Below are 16,816 nucleotides of genomic sequence, written 5' to 3'. Positions count from 1 at the left end.
GTCGAGAATCGAACGCCTGAGCTATAGGCTGGCAGGCGCATCCTGGAAGAAGTACACCTCTCACGCAAAGCCATCTCGCCCCGGAGAAAGGCGCCAGAAGCAGTGGCCGACCGCCTCATCGTCCGCGGTGCTCGCGAGCACAACCTCAAGAACGTCTCGCTCGACCTGCCCCGCGACTCCCTCATCGTCTTCACGGGCCTCTCCGGCTCCGGCAAGTCCTCGCTCGCCTTCGACACGATCTTCGCCGAGGGCCAGCGCCGATACGTCGAGTCGTTGTCCTCCTACGCCCGTCAGTTCCTCGGGCAGATGGACAAGCCCGACGTCGACTTCATCGAAGGCCTCTCCCCGGCCGTCTCGATCGACCAGAAGTCCACCAACCGGAACCCGCGCTCGACCGTCGGCACCATCACCGAGGTCTACGACTACCTGCGCCTGCTGTTCGCGCGGATCGGCAAGCCGCACTGCCCGCACTGCGGCCGCCCGATCGCCAAGCAGTCCCCGCAGGCGATCGTGGACAAGGTGCTGGAGCTCACCGAGGGCACCCGGTTCCAGGTGCTCAGCCCGGTGGTGCGCGAGCGCAAGGGCGAGTTCGTCGACCTCTTCGCCGACCTCCAGTCCAAGGGCTACGCCCGGGCCCGGGTGGACGGCGAGACGGTCCAGCTCGCCGAGCCGCCCAAGCTCAAGAAGCAGGAGAAGCACACCATCGAGGTGGTCATCGACCGCCTCACCGTGAAGAGCAGCGCCAAGCGCCGGCTGACCGACTCGGTGGAGACGGCCCTGCGGCTCGGCGGCGGCATGGTCGTGCTCGACTTCGTCGACCTCCCGGAGGGCGATCCGGAGCGCGAGCGGATGTACTCCGAGCACCTCTACTGCCCGTACGACGACGTGTCGTTCGAGGAGCTGGAGCCGCGCTCGTTCTCCTTCAACTCGCCGTTCGGCGCCTGCCCGGACTGCTCCGGCCTGGGCAACCGGATGGAGGTCGACCCGGAGCTGGTCGTCCCCGACGAGGAGAAGTCGCTGGACGAGGGGGCCATCCACCCCTGGTCCGGCGGCCACACCAAGGAGTACTTCCAGCGCCTGATCGACGCCCTCGCCGGCGAGCTGGGCTTCCGGACGGACCTCCCCTGGGCCGGGCTGCCGGCCCGCGCCAGGAAGGCGCTGCTGTACGGGCACAAGCACCAGGTCGAGGTGCGCTACCGCAACCGCTACGGCCGGGACCGCTCCTACACCACGGGCTTCGAGGGCGCGGTGCCGTTCATCCAGCGCCGGCACACCGAGGCGGAGAGCGACAGCAGCCGCGAGCGCTTCGAGGGCTACATGCGCGAGGTGCCCTGCCCGACCTGCCGGGGCACCCGGCTCAAGCCGGTCGTGCTGGCCGTCACCGTCGAGGGCCGGTCCATCGCGGACGTGTCGGCGATGTCGATCAGCGACTGCTCGGACTTCCTCGGCGCGATGAAGCTCAACGCGCGGGACAAGCAGATCGCCGAGCGCGTCCTGAAGGAGGTCAACGAGCGGCTGCGGTTCCTGGTCGACGTCGGCCTGGACTACCTCTCGCTGAACCGCGCGGCCGGCACCCTGTCCGGCGGCGAGGCCCAGCGGATCCGGCTCGCCACCCAGATCGGCTCCGGCCTGGTCGGCGTGCTCTACGTGCTGGACGAGCCCTCGATCGGCCTGCACCAGCGGGACAACCACCGGCTGATCGAGACCCTGGTCCGGCTGCGGGACATCGGCAACACCCTGATCGTCGTCGAGCACGACGAGGACACCATCAAGATGGCCGACTGGGTGGTCGACATCGGCCCGGGCGCCGGTGAGCACGGCGGCAAGGTGGTGCACTCCGGCTCGCTCAAGCAGCTGCTCGCCAACAAGGAGTCGCTGACCGGCCAGTACCTCTCCGGCAAGCGGTCCATCCCGATCCCGGCCACCCGCCGCGAGCGGGACAAGAAGCGCCAGCTGACCGTCCACGGCGCCCGCGAGCACAACCTCAAGGACGTCACGGTCGGCTTCCCGCTCGGGACGTTCACCGCGATCACCGGGGTCTCCGGCTCCGGCAAGTCGACGCTGGTCAACGACATCCTCTACACCCACCTCGCCCGGGAGCTGAACGGCGCCCGCAGCGTGCCGGGCCGGCACACCCGGATCACCGGCACCGACCAGGTGGACAAGGTCGTGCACGTCGACCAGTCGCCGATCGGCCGCACCCCGCGCTCCAACCCGGCCACCTACACCGGCGTGTTCGACCACGTCCGGCGGCTCTTCGCCGAGACGCAGGAGGCCAAGGTCCGCGGCTACCTGCCCGGACGGTTCTCGTTCAACGTCAAGGGCGGCCGCTGCGAGAACTGCTCCGGCGACGGCACCATCAAGATCGAGATGAACTTCCTGCCGGACGTCTACGTGCCGTGCGAGGTCTGCCACGGCGCCCGGTACAACCGGGAGACGCTGGAGGTCCACTTCAAGGGCAAGTCCATCGCCGAGGTCCTGGACATGCCGATCGAGGAGGCGATGGACTTCTTCGAGGCCGTCCCGGCGATCGCCCGGCACCTGCGGACGCTCAACGACGTCGGCCTCGGCTACGTCCGGCTCGGCCAGTCCGCGCCGACCCTCTCCGGTGGTGAGGCGCAGCGCGTCAAGCTCGCCTCCGAGCTGCAGAAGCGCTCCACCGGGCGGACGGTCTACGTGCTGGACGAGCCCACCACCGGTCTGCACTTCGAGGACATCAGCAAGCTGATCAAGGTGCTCTCGGGTCTGGTGGAGAAGGGCAACACGGTGATCGTCATCGAGCACAACCTCGATGTGATCAAGACCGCCGACTGGATCGTCGACATGGGCCCCGAGGGCGGCTCCGGCGGCGGCATGGTGGTGGCCGAGGGCACGCCGGAGCAGATCGCGGCGGTCTCCGAGAGCCACACCGGCAAGTTCCTCCGGGACATCCTCCCGGGCGAGTTCACCGACGCCCCGGCGCCGGTGAAGGCCCCGCGCAAGCGGGCGGTCGCCAAGAAGAAGTAGCGCCGCGAGGTCGGCGGCACGACATCGGCCCGGCCGACCCCCGTTCGGGGGGCGGCCGGGTAAGGGCCGCATAGAATCACCGCCGACCGGCGCCGCGGGGGGACCCGCGGCGAACCGCAGCGACTCCAGGAGCGAACCACATGTCCGAGGCCCCCGAGAGCCCGCTGGGCGAGAACCCCGCCACCTCCCGCCGCACCCTGCTCTGCGGTGCCGCGGCCGTCCTCGCCGCAGGCGGCGGCACGCTGGCGGTCGCCGGCTGCTCCTCGTCGTCCTCCTCCACCTCCACCTCCTCCGGGCCCAAGACCCCGGTGGACGTCGGCCCGGCCACCGCCGTGCCGGTCGGCGGCGGCACCGTCTACCGGGACAAGAAGATCGTGGTGACCCAGCCCAACGCCGGTGAGTACAAGGCGTTCAGCGCCACGTGCACCCACGCCGGCTGCATCGTCGACCAGGTCAAGAACCAGAAGATCCAATGCCCCTGTCACGGCAGCATGTTCGCCATCACCGACGGCGCGGTGCTGGACGGACCGGCGCCCACCCCGCTCCCCGCCTACTCCGTGGCGGTCGAGGGCGGCAACCTCAAGGTGACCCCGAGCTGAACCAGTTGATCTCCCCTCCGCAGCCCCGGCCCGACTCGGTACGGTGGACCCATGGCTGACCCGTCCACCTACCGCCCCGCACCGGGCGCGATCCCGACCTCGCCGGGCGTCTACAAGTTCCGCGACGCCCACGGGCGGGTCATCTACGTCGGCAAGGCCAAGAGCCTGCGGCCCCGGCTGTCGTCCTACTTCCAGGACCTCGCCGGGCTGCACCCGCGGACCGCGACGATGGTCACCACGGCCGCCTCGGTGGAGTGGACGGTCGTCGCCACCGAGGTCGAGGCGCTCCAGCTGGAGTACTCCTGGATCAAGGAGTTCGATCCCCGCTTCAACGTCAAGTACCGCGACGACAAGAGCTATCCGGAGCTCGCGGTCACCCTCGACGAGGAGTACCCGCGGGTCCAGGTGATGCGCGGGGCGCACAAGAAGGGCGTGCGCTACTTCGGCCCCTACGGGCACGCCTGGGCGATCCGCGAGACGGTCGACCTGCTGCTGCGCGTCTTCCCCGTCCGCACCTGCTCCAACGGCGTCTTCAAGCGGGCCCGCCAGGTCGGCCGGCCCTGTCTGCTCGGCTACATCGGCAAGTGCGCCGCGCCCTGCGTCGGCAAGGTCTCGGCCGAGGAACACCGCGAGCTGGCCGAGGACTTCTGCGACTTCATGGCCGGCCGCACCGGCAACTACCTGCGCCGGCTGGAAGAGCAGATGCGGGAGGCCGCCGCCGACCTGGAGTACGAGAAGGCGGGCCGGCTGCGGGACGACATCGGGGCGCTGAAGCGCGCGATGGAGAAGAACGCCATCGTCCTCGCCGACGCCACCGACGCCGACCTGCTCGCCCTCGCCGAGGACGAGCTGGAGGCGTCCGTCCAGATCTTCCACGTCCGCGGCGGCCGGGTCCGCGGCCAGCGCGGCTGGGTCACCGACAAGGTCGAGGACGTCGACACCGCGGCCCTGGTCGAGCACGCCCTGCAGCAGCTCTACGGCGGCGGCGACGGCGCCGTGCCGCGCGAGGTGCTGGTGCCCGCGCTGCCGGAGCCCGCCGAACCGGTCCGGGAGTGGCTGACCGGCCTGCGCGGCAGCCAGGTCGACCTGCGGATCCCGCAGCGCGGCGACAAGAAGGACCTGATGGCCACCGTGCAGCGCAACGCCCAGCAGGCGCTGGCGCTGCACAAGACCAAGCGCGCCTCCGACCTCACCACCCGCAGCCGCGCCCTCCAGGAGATCGCCGACGCGCTGGAGCTGGACTCCGTCCCGTTGCGGATCGAGTGCTTCGACATCTCGCACCTCCAGGGCGAGGACGTGGTCGCCTCGATGGTGGTCTTCGAGGACGGCCTGGCCCGCAAGAGCGAGTACCGCCGGTTCCAGATCAAGGGCTTCGAGGGCCAGGACGACGTCCGCTCGATGCACGAGGTGATCGGCCGCCGGTTCCGCCGCTACCTCCAGGAGCGCGAGCAGACCGGGGAGTGGGCCGTTCCCGAGGCGGACGACCCCGGCGCGCCCGCGGAGGCCGGCGCACCCGGGCCGCACGGCGCCGCCCGCGGGTCCGACGACCCCGACGGCCCGGAGGTCGTGGTCGGCCCGGTGGACCCGGAGACCGGCCGCCCGCGCCGCTTCGCCTATCCGCCGCAGCTGCTGGTCGTCGACGGCGGCCAGCCGCAGGTCGCCGCCGCCAAGCGCGCCCTGGACGAGCTCGGCATCGACGACGTCGCCCTCTGCGGCCTGGCCAAGCGGCTGGAGGAGGTCTGGCTGCCCGGCGAGGAGGACCCGGTGGTCCTGCCGCGCAGCAGTGAGGGCCTCTACCTGCTCCAGCGGGTCCGCGACGAGGCGCACCGGTTCGCCATCACCTACCAGCGCAGCAAGCGGTCCAAGCGACTCACCGCCGGGGAGCTGGACTCCGTCCCCGGCCTCGGCGAGACTCGCCGCCAGGCGCTGCTCAAGCACTTCGGCTCGCTGAAGAAGCTCCGGCTGGCCACCGTCGACGAACTCTGCGCCGTCCCCGGCATCGGACGCCGGACGGCGGAGACTGTTGCGGCGGCGTTGTCGTCCCGTCCATCCGCGACACCCGCCGTGAACACCGCCACCGGCGAGATCATCGATGACGGCGCCGTCCCGGCCGGCCCGGCGGCCGGCACCGGGACCGACGCCGCACCCCAGACCGCACCATTCCAGGAGACGCCATGACGGCCGACGCCGTCCGTCAGCCGGCGCGCCCCGCGTTCACTCGCCCGAGTGAGCAGGGGAAGCGTGGCCGTGCCGCGCGCGTTCTCCACAGCAGAACCACCGAGAGCGGGGAACCGAAGTGACGATGTCCGACGATGGCGGCACCGCCCGGCCACTGGCCGCGGGCGAGAACGTGCCGGAGCTGGTGATCATCTCCGGGATGTCCGGAGCCGGCCGGTCGACGGCGGCCAAGTGCCTGGAGGACCTGGGCTGGTTCGTGGTGGACAACCTGCCGCCGGCCCTCATCCCGACCATGGTCGACCTCGGCGCCCGTTCCCAGGGGAACGTCGCCCGGATCGGCGCCGTGGTCGACGTCCGCGGCCGCCAGTTCTTCGACGACCTGCTCACCTCGCTGGACGAGCTGGAGAAGCGCGGCGTCCGGCTGAGCGTGGTCTTCCTGGACTCCTCCGACGACGCCCTGGTCCGGCGCTTCGAGAGCGTGCGCCGCCCGCACCCGCTCCAGGCCGATGGCCGGATCGTGGACGGCATCGCCCAGGAGCGAGACCTCCTGCGCGAGCTGCGCGGCGAGGCCGACCTGGTGATCGACACCTCCAACCTCAACGTGCACCAGCTGCGGGCCAAGTTGGACGCCCAGTTCGCCGACCACGACGAGCCCGAGCTGCGCGCCACCGTGATGTCCTTCGGCTTCAAGTACGGCCTCCCCGTCGACGCCGACCTCGTGGTGGACTGCCGCTTCCTGCCGAATCCGCACTGGGTGCCGGAGCTCCGCGCCCGGACGGGCACCGACGCCGACGTCGCCGACTACGTGTTCCAGCAGCCCGGTGCCAACGAGTTCCTCAACGGCTACGCGGAGCTGCTGCGCATCATCACCGAGGGGTACCGCCGCGAGGGGAAGCGTTACATGACCCTTGCCGTAGGCTGCACCGGTGGCAAGCACCGCAGCGTCGCGATGTCCGAGCGGCTGACCAAGCGTCTGATCGCGGACGGCGTCGAAACGGTGCTGGTCCACCGTGACATGGGACGGGAGTAGCCGCCTCACGCCCTGCCGGGCCGCCGGTGGAGGCCGGCGGCGGGCAAGAGGAACGCGAGGTAGGTGTGACGGGATACGTGCCCGGGCGGCAGCTGCAGAACAAGACCGCCGACCGGACGGGGGTCCCGTCACGCGGCGCGTCGCCCAACCGGCCGCGGACCGGCCAGGTCCGCACCAGCCCGGCCCGTACCAACCAGGCACCCCGCGGCAACCAGGCGCCCCGGATCGCCGCCCTCGGCGGCGGTCAGGGGCTCTCGGCCTCGCTCTCCGCCCTCCGCCGGCTCACCACCGACCTCACCGCCGTGGTCACCGTCGCCGACGACGGCGGCTCCAGCGGCCGGCTGCGCGAGGAGCTCGGGGTGCTGCCCCCGGGCGACCTCCGCAAGGCGCTGGCCGCGCTCTGCGGCGACGACGACTGGGGCCGGACCTGGTCCGAGGTGATCCAGCAGCGCTTCACCGGCTCCGGCGGCCTGGGCGGCCACGCCGTCGGCAACCTGCTGATCGTCGCGCTCTGGGAGAAGCTGGGGGACCCGGTCGCCGCCCTGGACTGGGTGGGCCGGCTGCTGAACGTCCAGGGCCGGGTGCTGCCGATGTCGGCGGTACCGCTGGACATCGAGGCGGTCGTGCGCGGCCACGACCCGGCCAGCCCGGGCGAGCTGTCCGCCGTCCGGGGCCAGGCGAGCGTCGCCGTGACGCCCGGCACCGTGCAGTCCATCCGGCTGCTGCCGGACGGGCCGCCGGCCGTCCCGGAGGCCGTCACGGCCGTCCGGGAGGCGGACTGGGTGGTGCTCGGGCCCGGCTCCTGGTTCACCAGCGTGCTGCCCCACCTGCTCGTCCCCGAGCTCGCCGAGGCGCTCACCGAGACCCGCGCGCGCCGGCTGCTCACCCTGAACCTGGCCCCCCAGCCCGGCGAGACGGAGGGCTTCACCCCGCAGCGCCACCTGGAGGTCATCGCCGACCACGCACCCGCCCTCGCGGTGGATGCGATCCTGGTGGACGAGCGCGCCGTCACCGGCGGCGCCTTCGGCCAGGCGGACCTGGCCGGCCTGGAGAAGGCCGCGGAGCGGATGGGCGCGGCCCTGGTGCTCGGCCGGGTCGCCCGTACCGACGGCACGCCGCGACACGACCCGGAGCTCTTGGCCGCCGCGTACGACCGGATTTTCCGGACACATGGAAGGATCGGGCCATGGCGATGACTCCAGCGGTGAAGGACGAGATCAGCCGGCTCCCGGTCACCCGGGCCTGCTGCCGCAAGGCGGAGGTCTCGGCGATCCTGCGTTTCGCGGGCGGGCTGCACATCGTGAGCGGCCGCATCGTGATCGAGGCGGAGCTGGACACCGGGGCGGCAGCGCGACGCCTGCGCAAGGACCTCCTGGAGATCTTCGGACACTCCTCGGACCTGGTGGTGATGGCGCCCGGCGGTCTGCGGCGCGGCAGCCGCTACGTGGTGCGGGTGGTCAAGGACGGCGAGCTGCTGGCGCGGCAGACCGGTCTGGTGGACGGCCGCGGCCGGCCGATCCGGGGCCTGCCCCCGGCCGTCGTCTCCGGGGCGACCTGTGACGCGGAGGCGGCCTGGCGGGGCGCCTTCCTGGCGCACGGCTCGCTCACCGAGCCCGGCCGCTCCTCCTCGCTGGAGATCACCTGCCCCGGCTCCGAGGCGGCCCTCGCCCTGGTCGGCGCGGCCCGCCGGCTCGGCATCCCGGCCAAGGCCCGCGAGGTGCGCGGCGTCGACCGGGTGGTGATCCGGGACGGCGACGCCATCGGCGCGCTGCTGACCCGCCTCGGTGCCCACGAGTCGGTGCTGGCGTGGGAGGAGCGGCGGATGCGGCGCGAGGTCCGGGCCACCGCCAACCGCCTGGCCAACTTCGACGACGCCAACCTGCGCCGCTCGGCCCGGGCCGCGGTCGCGGCCGGCGCCCGGGTGCAGCGCGCGCTGGAGATCCTCGGCGAGGAGGTGCCGGACCACCTGGCCGCCGCCGGCCAGCTGCGGATGCAGCACAAGCAGGCCTCGCTGGAGGAGTTGGGCGCCCTGGCCGACCCGCCGCTGACCAAGGACGCGGTGGCCGGCCGGATCCGCCGGCTGCTGGCGATGGCCGACAAGCGCGCCTCCGAGCTCGGCCTGCCGAGCACCGAGGCCAATCTGACCGACGAGATGGCGCTCAACTAGCGATCACAGCCAGTGACGACAGACCAGCCGGTGTCCGGATTCCGGGCACCGGCTGTGCCGTGTCCGGACGGTGCGGCCGGGGGGCTCCGGACCGGTCCGCGCGGGCCGTGACCAACTGCCCCCGACGGCAAGGACGGAAGCCCTGCTCGCACCCTCTTGACACGCCACGCCAAGGCGTCCGACCCGGCCTGATGTGCCCTCCCAGGCCTTGGAGAGGTAGGGTCATAGGCGGTCGGGGACCTCCCAAATTCCACCCCGTCGGCATAGCTCCGGCGTACCTAACGAGGAGATCGGTTCGTGACGATCCGGGTAGGCATCAACGGATTCGGCCGCATCGGCCGCAACTTCTTCCGTGCGGTCAAGGCTCAGGGCGCGGACATCGAGATCGTCGGTGTCAACGACCTGACCGACACCAAGACCCTGGCGCACCTGCTCAAGTACGACTCGATCCTGGGTACCTTCCCGGGCGAGGTCTCGCACACCGAGAACAGCATCACCGTCGACGGCAAGACCTTCAAGGTCATCGCCGAGCGTGACCCGGCCAACCTCCCCTGGGGCGAGCTGGGCGTGGACATCGTGATCGAGTCCACCGGCATCTTCACCAAGGCCGAGGCGGCCAAGAAGCACATCACCGCCGGTGCCAAGAAGGTCATCATCTCGGCGCCCGCCACCGACGAGGACGTCACCATCGTGATGGGCGTCAACGACGAGAAGTACGACGCCGCCAAGCACGACGTGATCTCCAACGCCTCCTGCACCACCAACTGCGTGGCGCCGCTGGCGAAGGTGCTCAACGAGAACTTCGGCATCGTCAAGGGTCTGATGACCACGGTGCACGCGTACACCAACGACCAGGTCACCCTGGACTTCCCGCACAAGGACCTGCGTCGCGCCCGCGCCGCGGCCCTCAACATCATCCCGACGTCCACCGGTGCCGCCAAGGCCACCGCGCTGGTCCTGCCGGAGCTGAAGGGCAAGCTGGACGGCACCTCGCTGCGCGTCCCGGTCCCGACCGGTTCGATCACCGACCTGGTCGTCACCCTTGAGCGCGACGTCACCGTCGAGGAGGTCAACGCGGCCTTCCAGAAGGCCTCCGAGGGCTCCCTCAAGGGCATCCTGCAGTACACCGAGGACCCGATCGTCTCCTCCGACATCGTGAACTCGCCGTTCTCCACGATCTTCGACTCGCTGATGACCATGGTCCAGGGCAACCAGGTCAAGGTCTTCGGCTGGTACGACAACGAGTGGGGCTACTCGAACCGCCTCGTCAACCTGACCACCCTCGTCGGCGGCCAGCTCTGACGCAGCGGGAGCTGACGTGAAGTAGGGGGGAGGGCCCGGACACCGCACGCCGTCCGGGCCCTCCGTCTGCGCACCCTCGAAACTCAACTCCCAGGCGGCCCGCCGTTGTGCCGCTGCCAACAGCGCAACCATCTCCCCAGGAGACCGAAGACCGTGAAGACCATCGAAGACCTCGACGTCGCCGGCAAGCGCGTGTTCGTCCGCGCCGACCTCAACGTCCCGCTGTCCGACGGCACGATCACCGACGACGGCCGGATCCGCGCCGTCGCCCCGACCATCGCCAAGCTCGTCGAGCGCGGTGCGAAGGTCGTCGTCGCCTCCCACCTCGGCCGCCCGAAGGGCGAGCCCGACCCGCAGTTCTCCCTCGCGCCGGTGGCCGCCCGCCTCGGCGAGATCCTCGGTACGCCGGTCTCGTTCGCGACCGACACCGTGGGCGAGAGCGCGAAGGCCACCGTCGCCGCCCTGGCCGACGGCGAGGTCACGCTGCTCGAGAACCTGCGCTTCAACACCGGTGAGACCAGCAAGGACGACGCCGAGCGCGGCGCCTTCGCCGACGAGCTGGCCGCGCTGGCCGAGCTGTACGTCGGCGACGGCTTCGGCGCCGTGCACCGCAAGCACGCCTCGGTGTACGACCTGCCGGCCCGCCTGCCGCACGCCGTCGGCGACCTGATCGCCGCCGAGGTGGCCGTGCTCAAGCGGCTCACCGAGGAGGTCGAGCGACCGTACGTGGTCGTCCTGGGCGGGTCCAAGGTGTCCGACAAGGTCGGCGTGATCGAGAACCTGCTCGGCAAGGCCGACCGCATCCTCATCGGCGGCGGCATGGCGTACACCTTCCTCGCGGCCCTGGGGCACGAGGTCGGCATCTCGCTGCTGCAGAAGGACCAGATCCCGGTCGTCCTGGACTACCTGGAGCGGGCGAAGGCGAACGGCGTCGAGTTCGTGCTGCCGGTGGACATCGCGGTCTCCGGGTCGTTCCCCGACACCAAGACCCACAAGCCGGTCGAGGACTTCGCGGTCGTCGACGCCGACAAGATCCCCGCGGACAAGGAGGGCCTGGACATCGGCCCGAAGACCCGGGAGCTGTTCGCGGCGAAGCTGGCCGACGCCAAGACGGTGTTCTGGAACGGTCCGGTCGGTGTCTTCGAGCACCCGACCTTCGCCGAGGGCACCAAGGCCGTCGCGCAGGCCCTGCTCGACAGCGACGCGTTCACCGTGGTCGGTGGCGGCGACTCCGCCGCGGCCGTCCGCATCCTGGGCTTCGACGAGACGAAGTTCGGGCACATCTCGACCGGCGGTGGCGCCAGCCTTGAGTACCTGGAGGGCAAGACGCTCCCCGGTCTCGCCGCCCTGGAAGGCTGAGGCAATGACTGAGCGTCTCCCGCTGATGGCGGGCAACTGGAAGATGAACCTCAACCACCTTGAGGCCATCCAGCACACCCAGAAGCTGGCGTTCGCGCTGGCCGACAAGGACTACGAGTCGGTCGAGGTCGCCGTTCTGGTGCCGTTCACCGACCTGCGCTCGGTGCAGACCCTGGTCGACGGCGACAAGCTGAAGATCAAGTACGGCTCGCAGGACATCTCGCAGCACGACTCCGGTGCCTACACCGGCGAGATCTCCGGCCCGATGCTGTCGAAGCTGAAGTGCACCTACGCGGTGATCGGCCACTCGGAGCGCCGCCAGTACCACGGCGAGAACGAGGAGATCGTCAACGCCAAGGTCAAGGCCGCCTACCGCAGCGGGGTCACCCCGATCCTCTGCATCGGCGAGCCGCTGGAGATCCGCAAGGCCGGCACCCACGTCGAGTACACCCTGGCCCAGCTCGACGGCGCCCTGCAGGACGTCCCGGCCGACCAGGCCGAGTCCGTCGTGGTCGCCTACGAGCCGGTCTGGGCGATCGGCACCGGAGAGGTGGCGACCCCCGAGGACGCCCAGGAGGTCTGCTCGGCCATCCGCAAGCGGATCGCCGAGCTGTACGACGCCCCGCTGGCCGAGAAGGTCCGGGTGCTCTACGGCGGCTCGGTCAAGTCCTCCAGCGCGGCCGGCCTGATGGCCAAGCCGGACGTCGACGGCGGCCTGATCGGCGGTGCCTCCCTGGACGCCGACGAGTTCGTCAAGATCGTGCGGTACCGTGACCAGGCAGTAGGCTAACGCCGCCGCAGCAACGTAGGCTTTGGGGCCGGACCGCATCGTGCGGCCCGGCCCCTTCGCCGAAGATACGAGAGAGTTGGTCCCGCCGTGGTTCTCGGGTTCTCGATTGCCCTGATCATCTTCAGCCTGCTGATGATCCTCCTGGTGCTGCTGCACAAGGGGAAGGGCGGCGGCCTGTCCGACATGTTCGGTGGCGGCGCGATGTCCACCGGCGGCGGCTCGGCCGTGGCCGAGCGCAACCTGGACCGCATCACGGTCATCGTGGGTTTCGCCTGGTTCGCGTGCATCATCGTGCTCGGCCTGGTGCTCAAGTACAAGAGCTGACGTATCTCTGACGCCCTGTCGCCCCGCGGCCTATGCTGGAACGGTCCGGGGCGGAGTCGGTGACGGTGCATCCTTAACTCCTGCTTACACTAGGACGACTTTAGCCACCGACGCGCACCGCGGCGGGTCGGCGCACCAGCACGCAGGGAGTCAGACCGTGGCAAGTGGCAACGCCATCCGTGGCAGCAGGGTCGGAGCCGGCCCGATGGGCGAGGCGGAGCGCGGCGAATCCGCCCCCCGCAACCGGATCTCCTTCTGGTGTGCCAACAAGCACGAGACCCGTCCCAGCTTCGCCGCGGAGGCGGTCATCCCGGACACCTGGGACTGCCCGCGGTGCGGGTTTCCGGCCGGTCAGGACGAGCACAACCCGCCGGCCCCCTCGCGCAACGAGCCCTACAAGACCCACCTCGCCTACGTCCGTGAGCGGCGCACCGACGCCGACGGCGAGGCGATCCTCGCCGAGGCGCTGGCCAAGCTGCGCGGTGAGATCTGAGCACCTGACCGACGCCGAAGGGCGCCACCGTGGAGAACGGTGGCGCCCTTCGTCATGCCGTCGGGCCGAACGCGGTCAGGCCGAGGCCGGCGGGTACAGCTGCGGCGGGAGCTGAGCCGCCGCCGCGCGGTCCAGCAGCCACAGGGTCCGGCTCCGTCCGTGGGCGCCCGAGGCGGGCGCCTGGAGCTCGCCCGGGCCGGACAGGGCCAGTGCCACGGCGCCGGCCTTGTCCTCGCCGGCCGCCAGCAGCCAGACCTCGCGGGCCGCCCGGATGGCCGGGAGGGTGAGCGAGATCCGGGTCGGCGGGGGCTTGGGCGCACCGCGCACGCCGACCACCGTGAGCCCGGTCTCCCGGACGCCCGGGTGCTCGGGGAAGAGCGAGGCGACATGGGTGTCCGGGCCGACGCCGAGCAGCAGCACGTCGAAGGCGGGCACGCCGAGGCGGTCACCCGGACCGGCGGCCTTGGCCAGCTCCTCCGCGTACCGGGCCGCGGCGGCCTCGACGTCCGAGCCGTCGACGCCGTCCGAGGCGGGCATCTCGTGCACCCGGGCCGGGTCGAGCGGGACGGCGTCGAGCAGTTCCGCCCGGGCCTGGACGGCGTTGCGCTCGGCGTTGTCGGCGGCGACGAAGCGCTCGTCGCCCCACCAGAGGTCCAGCCGGGCCCAGTCGACCGCGTCCCGGGCGGGGGAGGCGGCGATGGCGGCGAGCAGCGCGTTGCCGTTGCGCCCGCCCGTGAGCACCACCGAGGCGGTGCCGCGGGCGGCCTGGGCGTCCACGATCCGGGTGATCAGCCGGGCCGCGGCCGCCTGGGCCATCAGCTCCTTGTCCCGGTGGACGACCAGCTGCGGGGTCGCCGCCGTCACGAGGACGCCTTCTTGCCGGTGCGCTTGGCCGGGGCCTTCTTCGCCGGGGAGGCCTCCCCGGCCGGCTCCGACGCGTCCTGGACCTTGGCGGTCACCCGGGTCGGGTTGGCCACCGCGGCCTCGGAGACCACCGCCCGGGTGGCCTCCTCGGCCGCCTCGGTCTCGGCGGTGTCCGGCTGGCTCAGCCGCTCGACCGGCGTGCGGACGGCCGTCGCGTAGATGTCGTCCGGGTCGAGCCGGCGCAGCTCCTCCGCGATCAGCTCGGACGTCTCGCGACGCTTGAGCGCCACCTGGCGGTCCGGCGAGCCGGGCATCGACAGGGTGCCCATCAGGCCGTCCGGGCGGTCCAGGGTGATGTCCCCGTCCTTGGTGCGCAGGTGCACCGCGGTGATGCCCGGGCCGCCGGTGACGACCCGCTCGACCGGCACGTGCAGCCGGTTGTGCAGCCAGAGGCCGAGCAGCTCGACGCTGGGGTTGTACGACTCGCCCTCGACCACCGCGGAGGTGACCTCGGAGGGTCGCTGGTCCAGTGCGGCGGCCAGCATCGAGCGCCAGCCGGTGATCCTGGTCCAGGCCAGGTCGGTGTCGCCCGGGGTGTAGCTCTGGGCCCGCTGGGCGAGCTGGCCCACCGGCGACTCGGCGGTGACGGCGTCGGTGATCCTGCGCTGGGCGATCGAGCCCAGCGGGTCCTGTGCCGGGTGCAGCGGCGCATTCTCGGGCCACCAGACCACCACCGGGGCGTCCGGCAGGAGCAGCGGCAGGACGACCGACTGGGCGTGCGCGGCGAGCTCGCCGTGCATGCGCAGGACGACCGTCTCGCCGGAGCCGGCGGCGGTGCCGACCAGGATCTCGGCGTCCAGGCGGGTCTCCGCGCGCGCCCGGGGCGAGCGCCCGGCGCGCTTGATGACCGCCAGGGTGCGCGAGGGGTGCTCGCGGGAGGCGTCGTTGGCGGCCTTGAGGGCGTCGTAGGCGCTGCCCTCGTCGGTCACGATCACCAGGGTGAGCACCATGCCGGCGGCGGTGGAGCCGCTGGCCCGGCGCGCCTCCATCAGGGCTGCGTTGATCTTGCTGGACGTGGTGTCCGTGAGGTCGATCTTCATGGCCGGCGCCAGCTCCTGCCGTCTCGTGCGAGCATCTCGTCGGCCTCGACCGGACCCCAGGTCCCTGCCGGGTACTGGGCGGGCTTGCCGTGGTCGTCCCAGTACTTCTCGATCGGGTCGAGGATCTGCCAGGAGAGTTCGACCTCCTGGTGGCGCGGGAACAGGTTGGCGTCGCCGAGCAGCACGTCGAGGATGAGCCGCTCGTAGGCCTCCGGGCTGGACTCGGTGAAGGACTCGCCGTAGGCGAAGTCCATCGTGACGTCCCGGACCTCGAAGGAGGTCCCCGGCACCTTGGAGCCGAACCGCACCGTCACGCCCTCGTCCGGCTGGACCCGGATGACCAGGGCGTTCTGCCCCAGCTCCTCGGTCGCGTAGGAGTCGAACGGCAGGTACGGGGCGCGCTGGAAGACCACCGCGATCTCGGTGACCCGGCGGCCGAGCCGCTTGCCGGTGCGCAGGTAGAACGGCACCCCGGCCCAGCGCCGGTTGTTGATCTCCAGCTTGATGGCCGCGTAGGTGTCGGTCTTGGAGTCCGGGTTGATGCCGTCCTCGTCGAGGTAGCCGAGCACCTCCTCGCCGCCCTGCCAGCCGGCCGCGTACTGGCCGCGCACGGTGTGCTTGCCCAGGTCGGCCGGGAGCTTGACGGCGCTGAGCACCTTGAGCTTCTCGGCCACCAGCGCCTTGGGGTGGAACGAGGCCGGCTCCTCGATGGCGGTGAGCGCCATCAGCTGGAGCAGGTGGTTCTGGATGACGTCGCGGGCCGAGCCGATGCCGTCGTAGTAGCCGGCCCGGCCGCCGATGCCGATGTCCTCGGCCATGGTGATCTGCACGTGGTCGACGTACGACCGGTTCCAGATCGGCTCGAACATCTGGTTCGCGAAGCGCAGCGCCAGGATGTTCTGGACGGTCTCCTTGCCCAGGTAGTGGTCGATCCGGAAGACCTCGTCACGGGGGAAGACCTCGTGGACGATCCGGTTCAGCTCCTGGGCGCTCTCCAGGTCGTGGCCGAAGGGCTTCTCGATGACGGCGCGCCGCCAGGAGCCCTGGGGCGGGTCGGCCAGGCCGTGCTTCTTCAGCTGCTGGACGACGGTCGGGAAGAACTTCGGCGGTACCGAGAGGTAGAACGCGAAGTTGCCGCCGGTGCCCTGGGCCTTGTCGAGCTCCTCGATGGTCGCCCGGAGCTTGTCGAAGGCGTCGTCGTCGTCGAAGGTGCCGTGGACGAAGCGCATGCCCTTGGCGAGCTGCTGCCAGACCTCCTCGCGGAACGGGGTCCGGGCGTGCTCCTTGACCGCGTCGTGGACCTCCTTGGCGAAGTCCTCGTCCTTCCACTCGCGGCGGGCGAAGCCGACGAGCGAGAAACCCGGCGGCAGCAGGCCGCGGTTGGCCAGGTCGTAGATGGCCGGCATGAGCTTCTTGCGGGACAGGTCGCCGGTGACCCCGAAGATGACCAGGCCGGACGGCCCCGCGATGCGCGGGAGCCGCCGGTCGGTGGGGTCACGAAGCGGGTTGACGGGAGCGGCGGGAGCGTCGCTCGGGTCCGAGTCCGACGTCAACTCAGGGAAATCAGTGCTCACTGGATGTGCTCCGCTTTCGTGCGCTGGCTG

14 protein-coding genes are annotated in these 16,816 nt (G+C 71.2%); 11 read left to right on the top strand and 3 right to left on the bottom strand.

Annotated elements, in window-relative coordinates; translation table 11 throughout:
- Positions 1-102: 102 nt before the first annotated feature.
- From uvrA to ACZ34W_RS07245, 11 genes are all read left to right on the top strand, one after another.
- Positions 103-3,006: an excinuclease ABC subunit UvrA gene (uvrA, locus tag ACZ34W_RS07295; protein ID WP_329490004.1), complete on the top strand. Its 2,904-nt coding sequence runs from the start codon at positions 103-105 to the stop codon at positions 3,004-3,006.
- 140 nt (positions 3,007-3,146) lie between these two features.
- Complete coding sequence (locus tag ACZ34W_RS07290) at positions 3,147-3,605, top strand: Rieske (2Fe-2S) protein (RefSeq protein ID WP_352288129.1); 459 nt, start codon at positions 3,147-3,149, stop codon at positions 3,603-3,605.
- Between the two features lie 51 nt (positions 3,606-3,656).
- The gene (gene uvrC / locus ACZ34W_RS07285) at positions 3,657-5,783 is read left to right on the top strand and encodes an excinuclease ABC subunit UvrC (protein ID WP_329490006.1); all 2,127 of its coding nucleotides are present in this window, start codon (positions 3,657-3,659) and stop codon (positions 5,781-5,783) included.
- Positions 5,784-5,907: 124 nt separating this feature from the next.
- A complete protein-coding gene (gene rapZ, locus ACZ34W_RS07280) occupies positions 5,908-6,813 on the top strand; it encodes an RNase adapter RapZ (protein ID WP_329490007.1) in 906 nt (301 codons plus the stop codon).
- 224 nt (positions 6,814-7,037) lie between these two features.
- Positions 7,038-8,009 (top strand): gluconeogenesis factor YvcK family protein, encoded by a 972-nt coding sequence (locus tag ACZ34W_RS07275; RefSeq protein WP_329492283.1) that lies wholly within the window; start codon positions 7,038-7,040, stop codon positions 8,007-8,009.
- Positions 8,000-8,980 (top strand): DNA-binding protein WhiA, encoded by a 981-nt coding sequence (gene whiA, locus ACZ34W_RS07270; RefSeq protein WP_329490008.1) that lies wholly within the window; start codon positions 8,000-8,002, stop codon positions 8,978-8,980. The genes ACZ34W_RS07275 and whiA overlap by 10 nt, the downstream gene beginning before the upstream one ends.
- 297 nt (positions 8,981-9,277) lie before the next feature.
- The gene (gap, locus tag ACZ34W_RS07265) at positions 9,278-10,282 is read left to right on the top strand and encodes a type I glyceraldehyde-3-phosphate dehydrogenase (protein WP_329490009.1); all 1,005 of its coding nucleotides are present in this window, start codon (positions 9,278-9,280) and stop codon (positions 10,280-10,282) included.
- 153 nt (positions 10,283-10,435) lie between these two features.
- Positions 10,436-11,641: a phosphoglycerate kinase gene (locus tag ACZ34W_RS07260; protein WP_465602350.1), complete on the top strand. Its 1,206-nt coding sequence runs from the start codon at positions 10,436-10,438 to the stop codon at positions 11,639-11,641.
- A gap of 4 nt (positions 11,642-11,645) precedes the next feature.
- A complete protein-coding gene (gene tpiA / locus ACZ34W_RS07255; protein ID WP_329490011.1) occupies positions 11,646-12,431 on the top strand; it encodes a triose-phosphate isomerase in 786 nt (261 codons plus the stop codon).
- 87 nt (positions 12,432-12,518) lie between these two features.
- A complete protein-coding gene (secG, locus tag ACZ34W_RS07250; protein ID WP_329490012.1) occupies positions 12,519-12,755 on the top strand; it encodes a preprotein translocase subunit SecG in 237 nt (78 codons plus the stop codon).
- A gap of 205 nt (positions 12,756-12,960) precedes the next feature.
- Positions 12,961-13,248, top strand: a complete 288-nt coding sequence (locus ACZ34W_RS07245) for an RNA polymerase-binding protein RbpA (protein WP_030308030.1) — start codon at positions 12,961-12,963, stop codon at positions 13,246-13,248.
- 75 nt (positions 13,249-13,323) lie between these two features.
- Here the strand turns inward: ACZ34W_RS07245 and pgl are convergent, their stop codons facing one another.
- Genes pgl through zwf form a run of 3 tightly spaced genes read right to left on the bottom strand, consistent with a single transcriptional unit; the run spans position 13,324 to position 16,765 of the window.
- Entirely contained in the window at positions 13,324-14,112 is a 789-nt protein-coding gene (gene pgl / locus ACZ34W_RS07240) for a 6-phosphogluconolactonase (RefSeq protein ID WP_329490013.1), read from the bottom strand.
- Positions 14,109-15,212 carry a glucose-6-phosphate dehydrogenase assembly protein OpcA gene (opcA, locus tag ACZ34W_RS07235; RefSeq protein ID WP_329490014.1) on the bottom strand — a complete coding sequence of 368 codons (1,104 nt, stop codon included), beginning with the start codon at positions 15,210-15,212 and terminating at the stop codon, positions 14,109-14,111. The genes pgl and opcA overlap by 4 nt, the downstream gene beginning before the upstream one ends.
- On the bottom strand, positions 15,209-16,765 hold the full coding sequence (gene zwf, locus ACZ34W_RS07230; protein WP_329492285.1) for a glucose-6-phosphate dehydrogenase: 1,557 nt from the start codon (positions 16,763-16,765) through the stop codon (positions 15,209-15,211). The genes opcA and zwf overlap by 4 nt, the downstream gene beginning before the upstream one ends.
- Positions 16,766-16,816: the final 51 nt, after the last annotated feature.

The sequence above is a fragment of the Kitasatospora sp. NPDC022856 genome, assembly GCF_055561235.1.
Note: the sequence above shows the minus strand (reverse complement) of the source record. Positions and strands in the feature narration are given on the sequence as shown.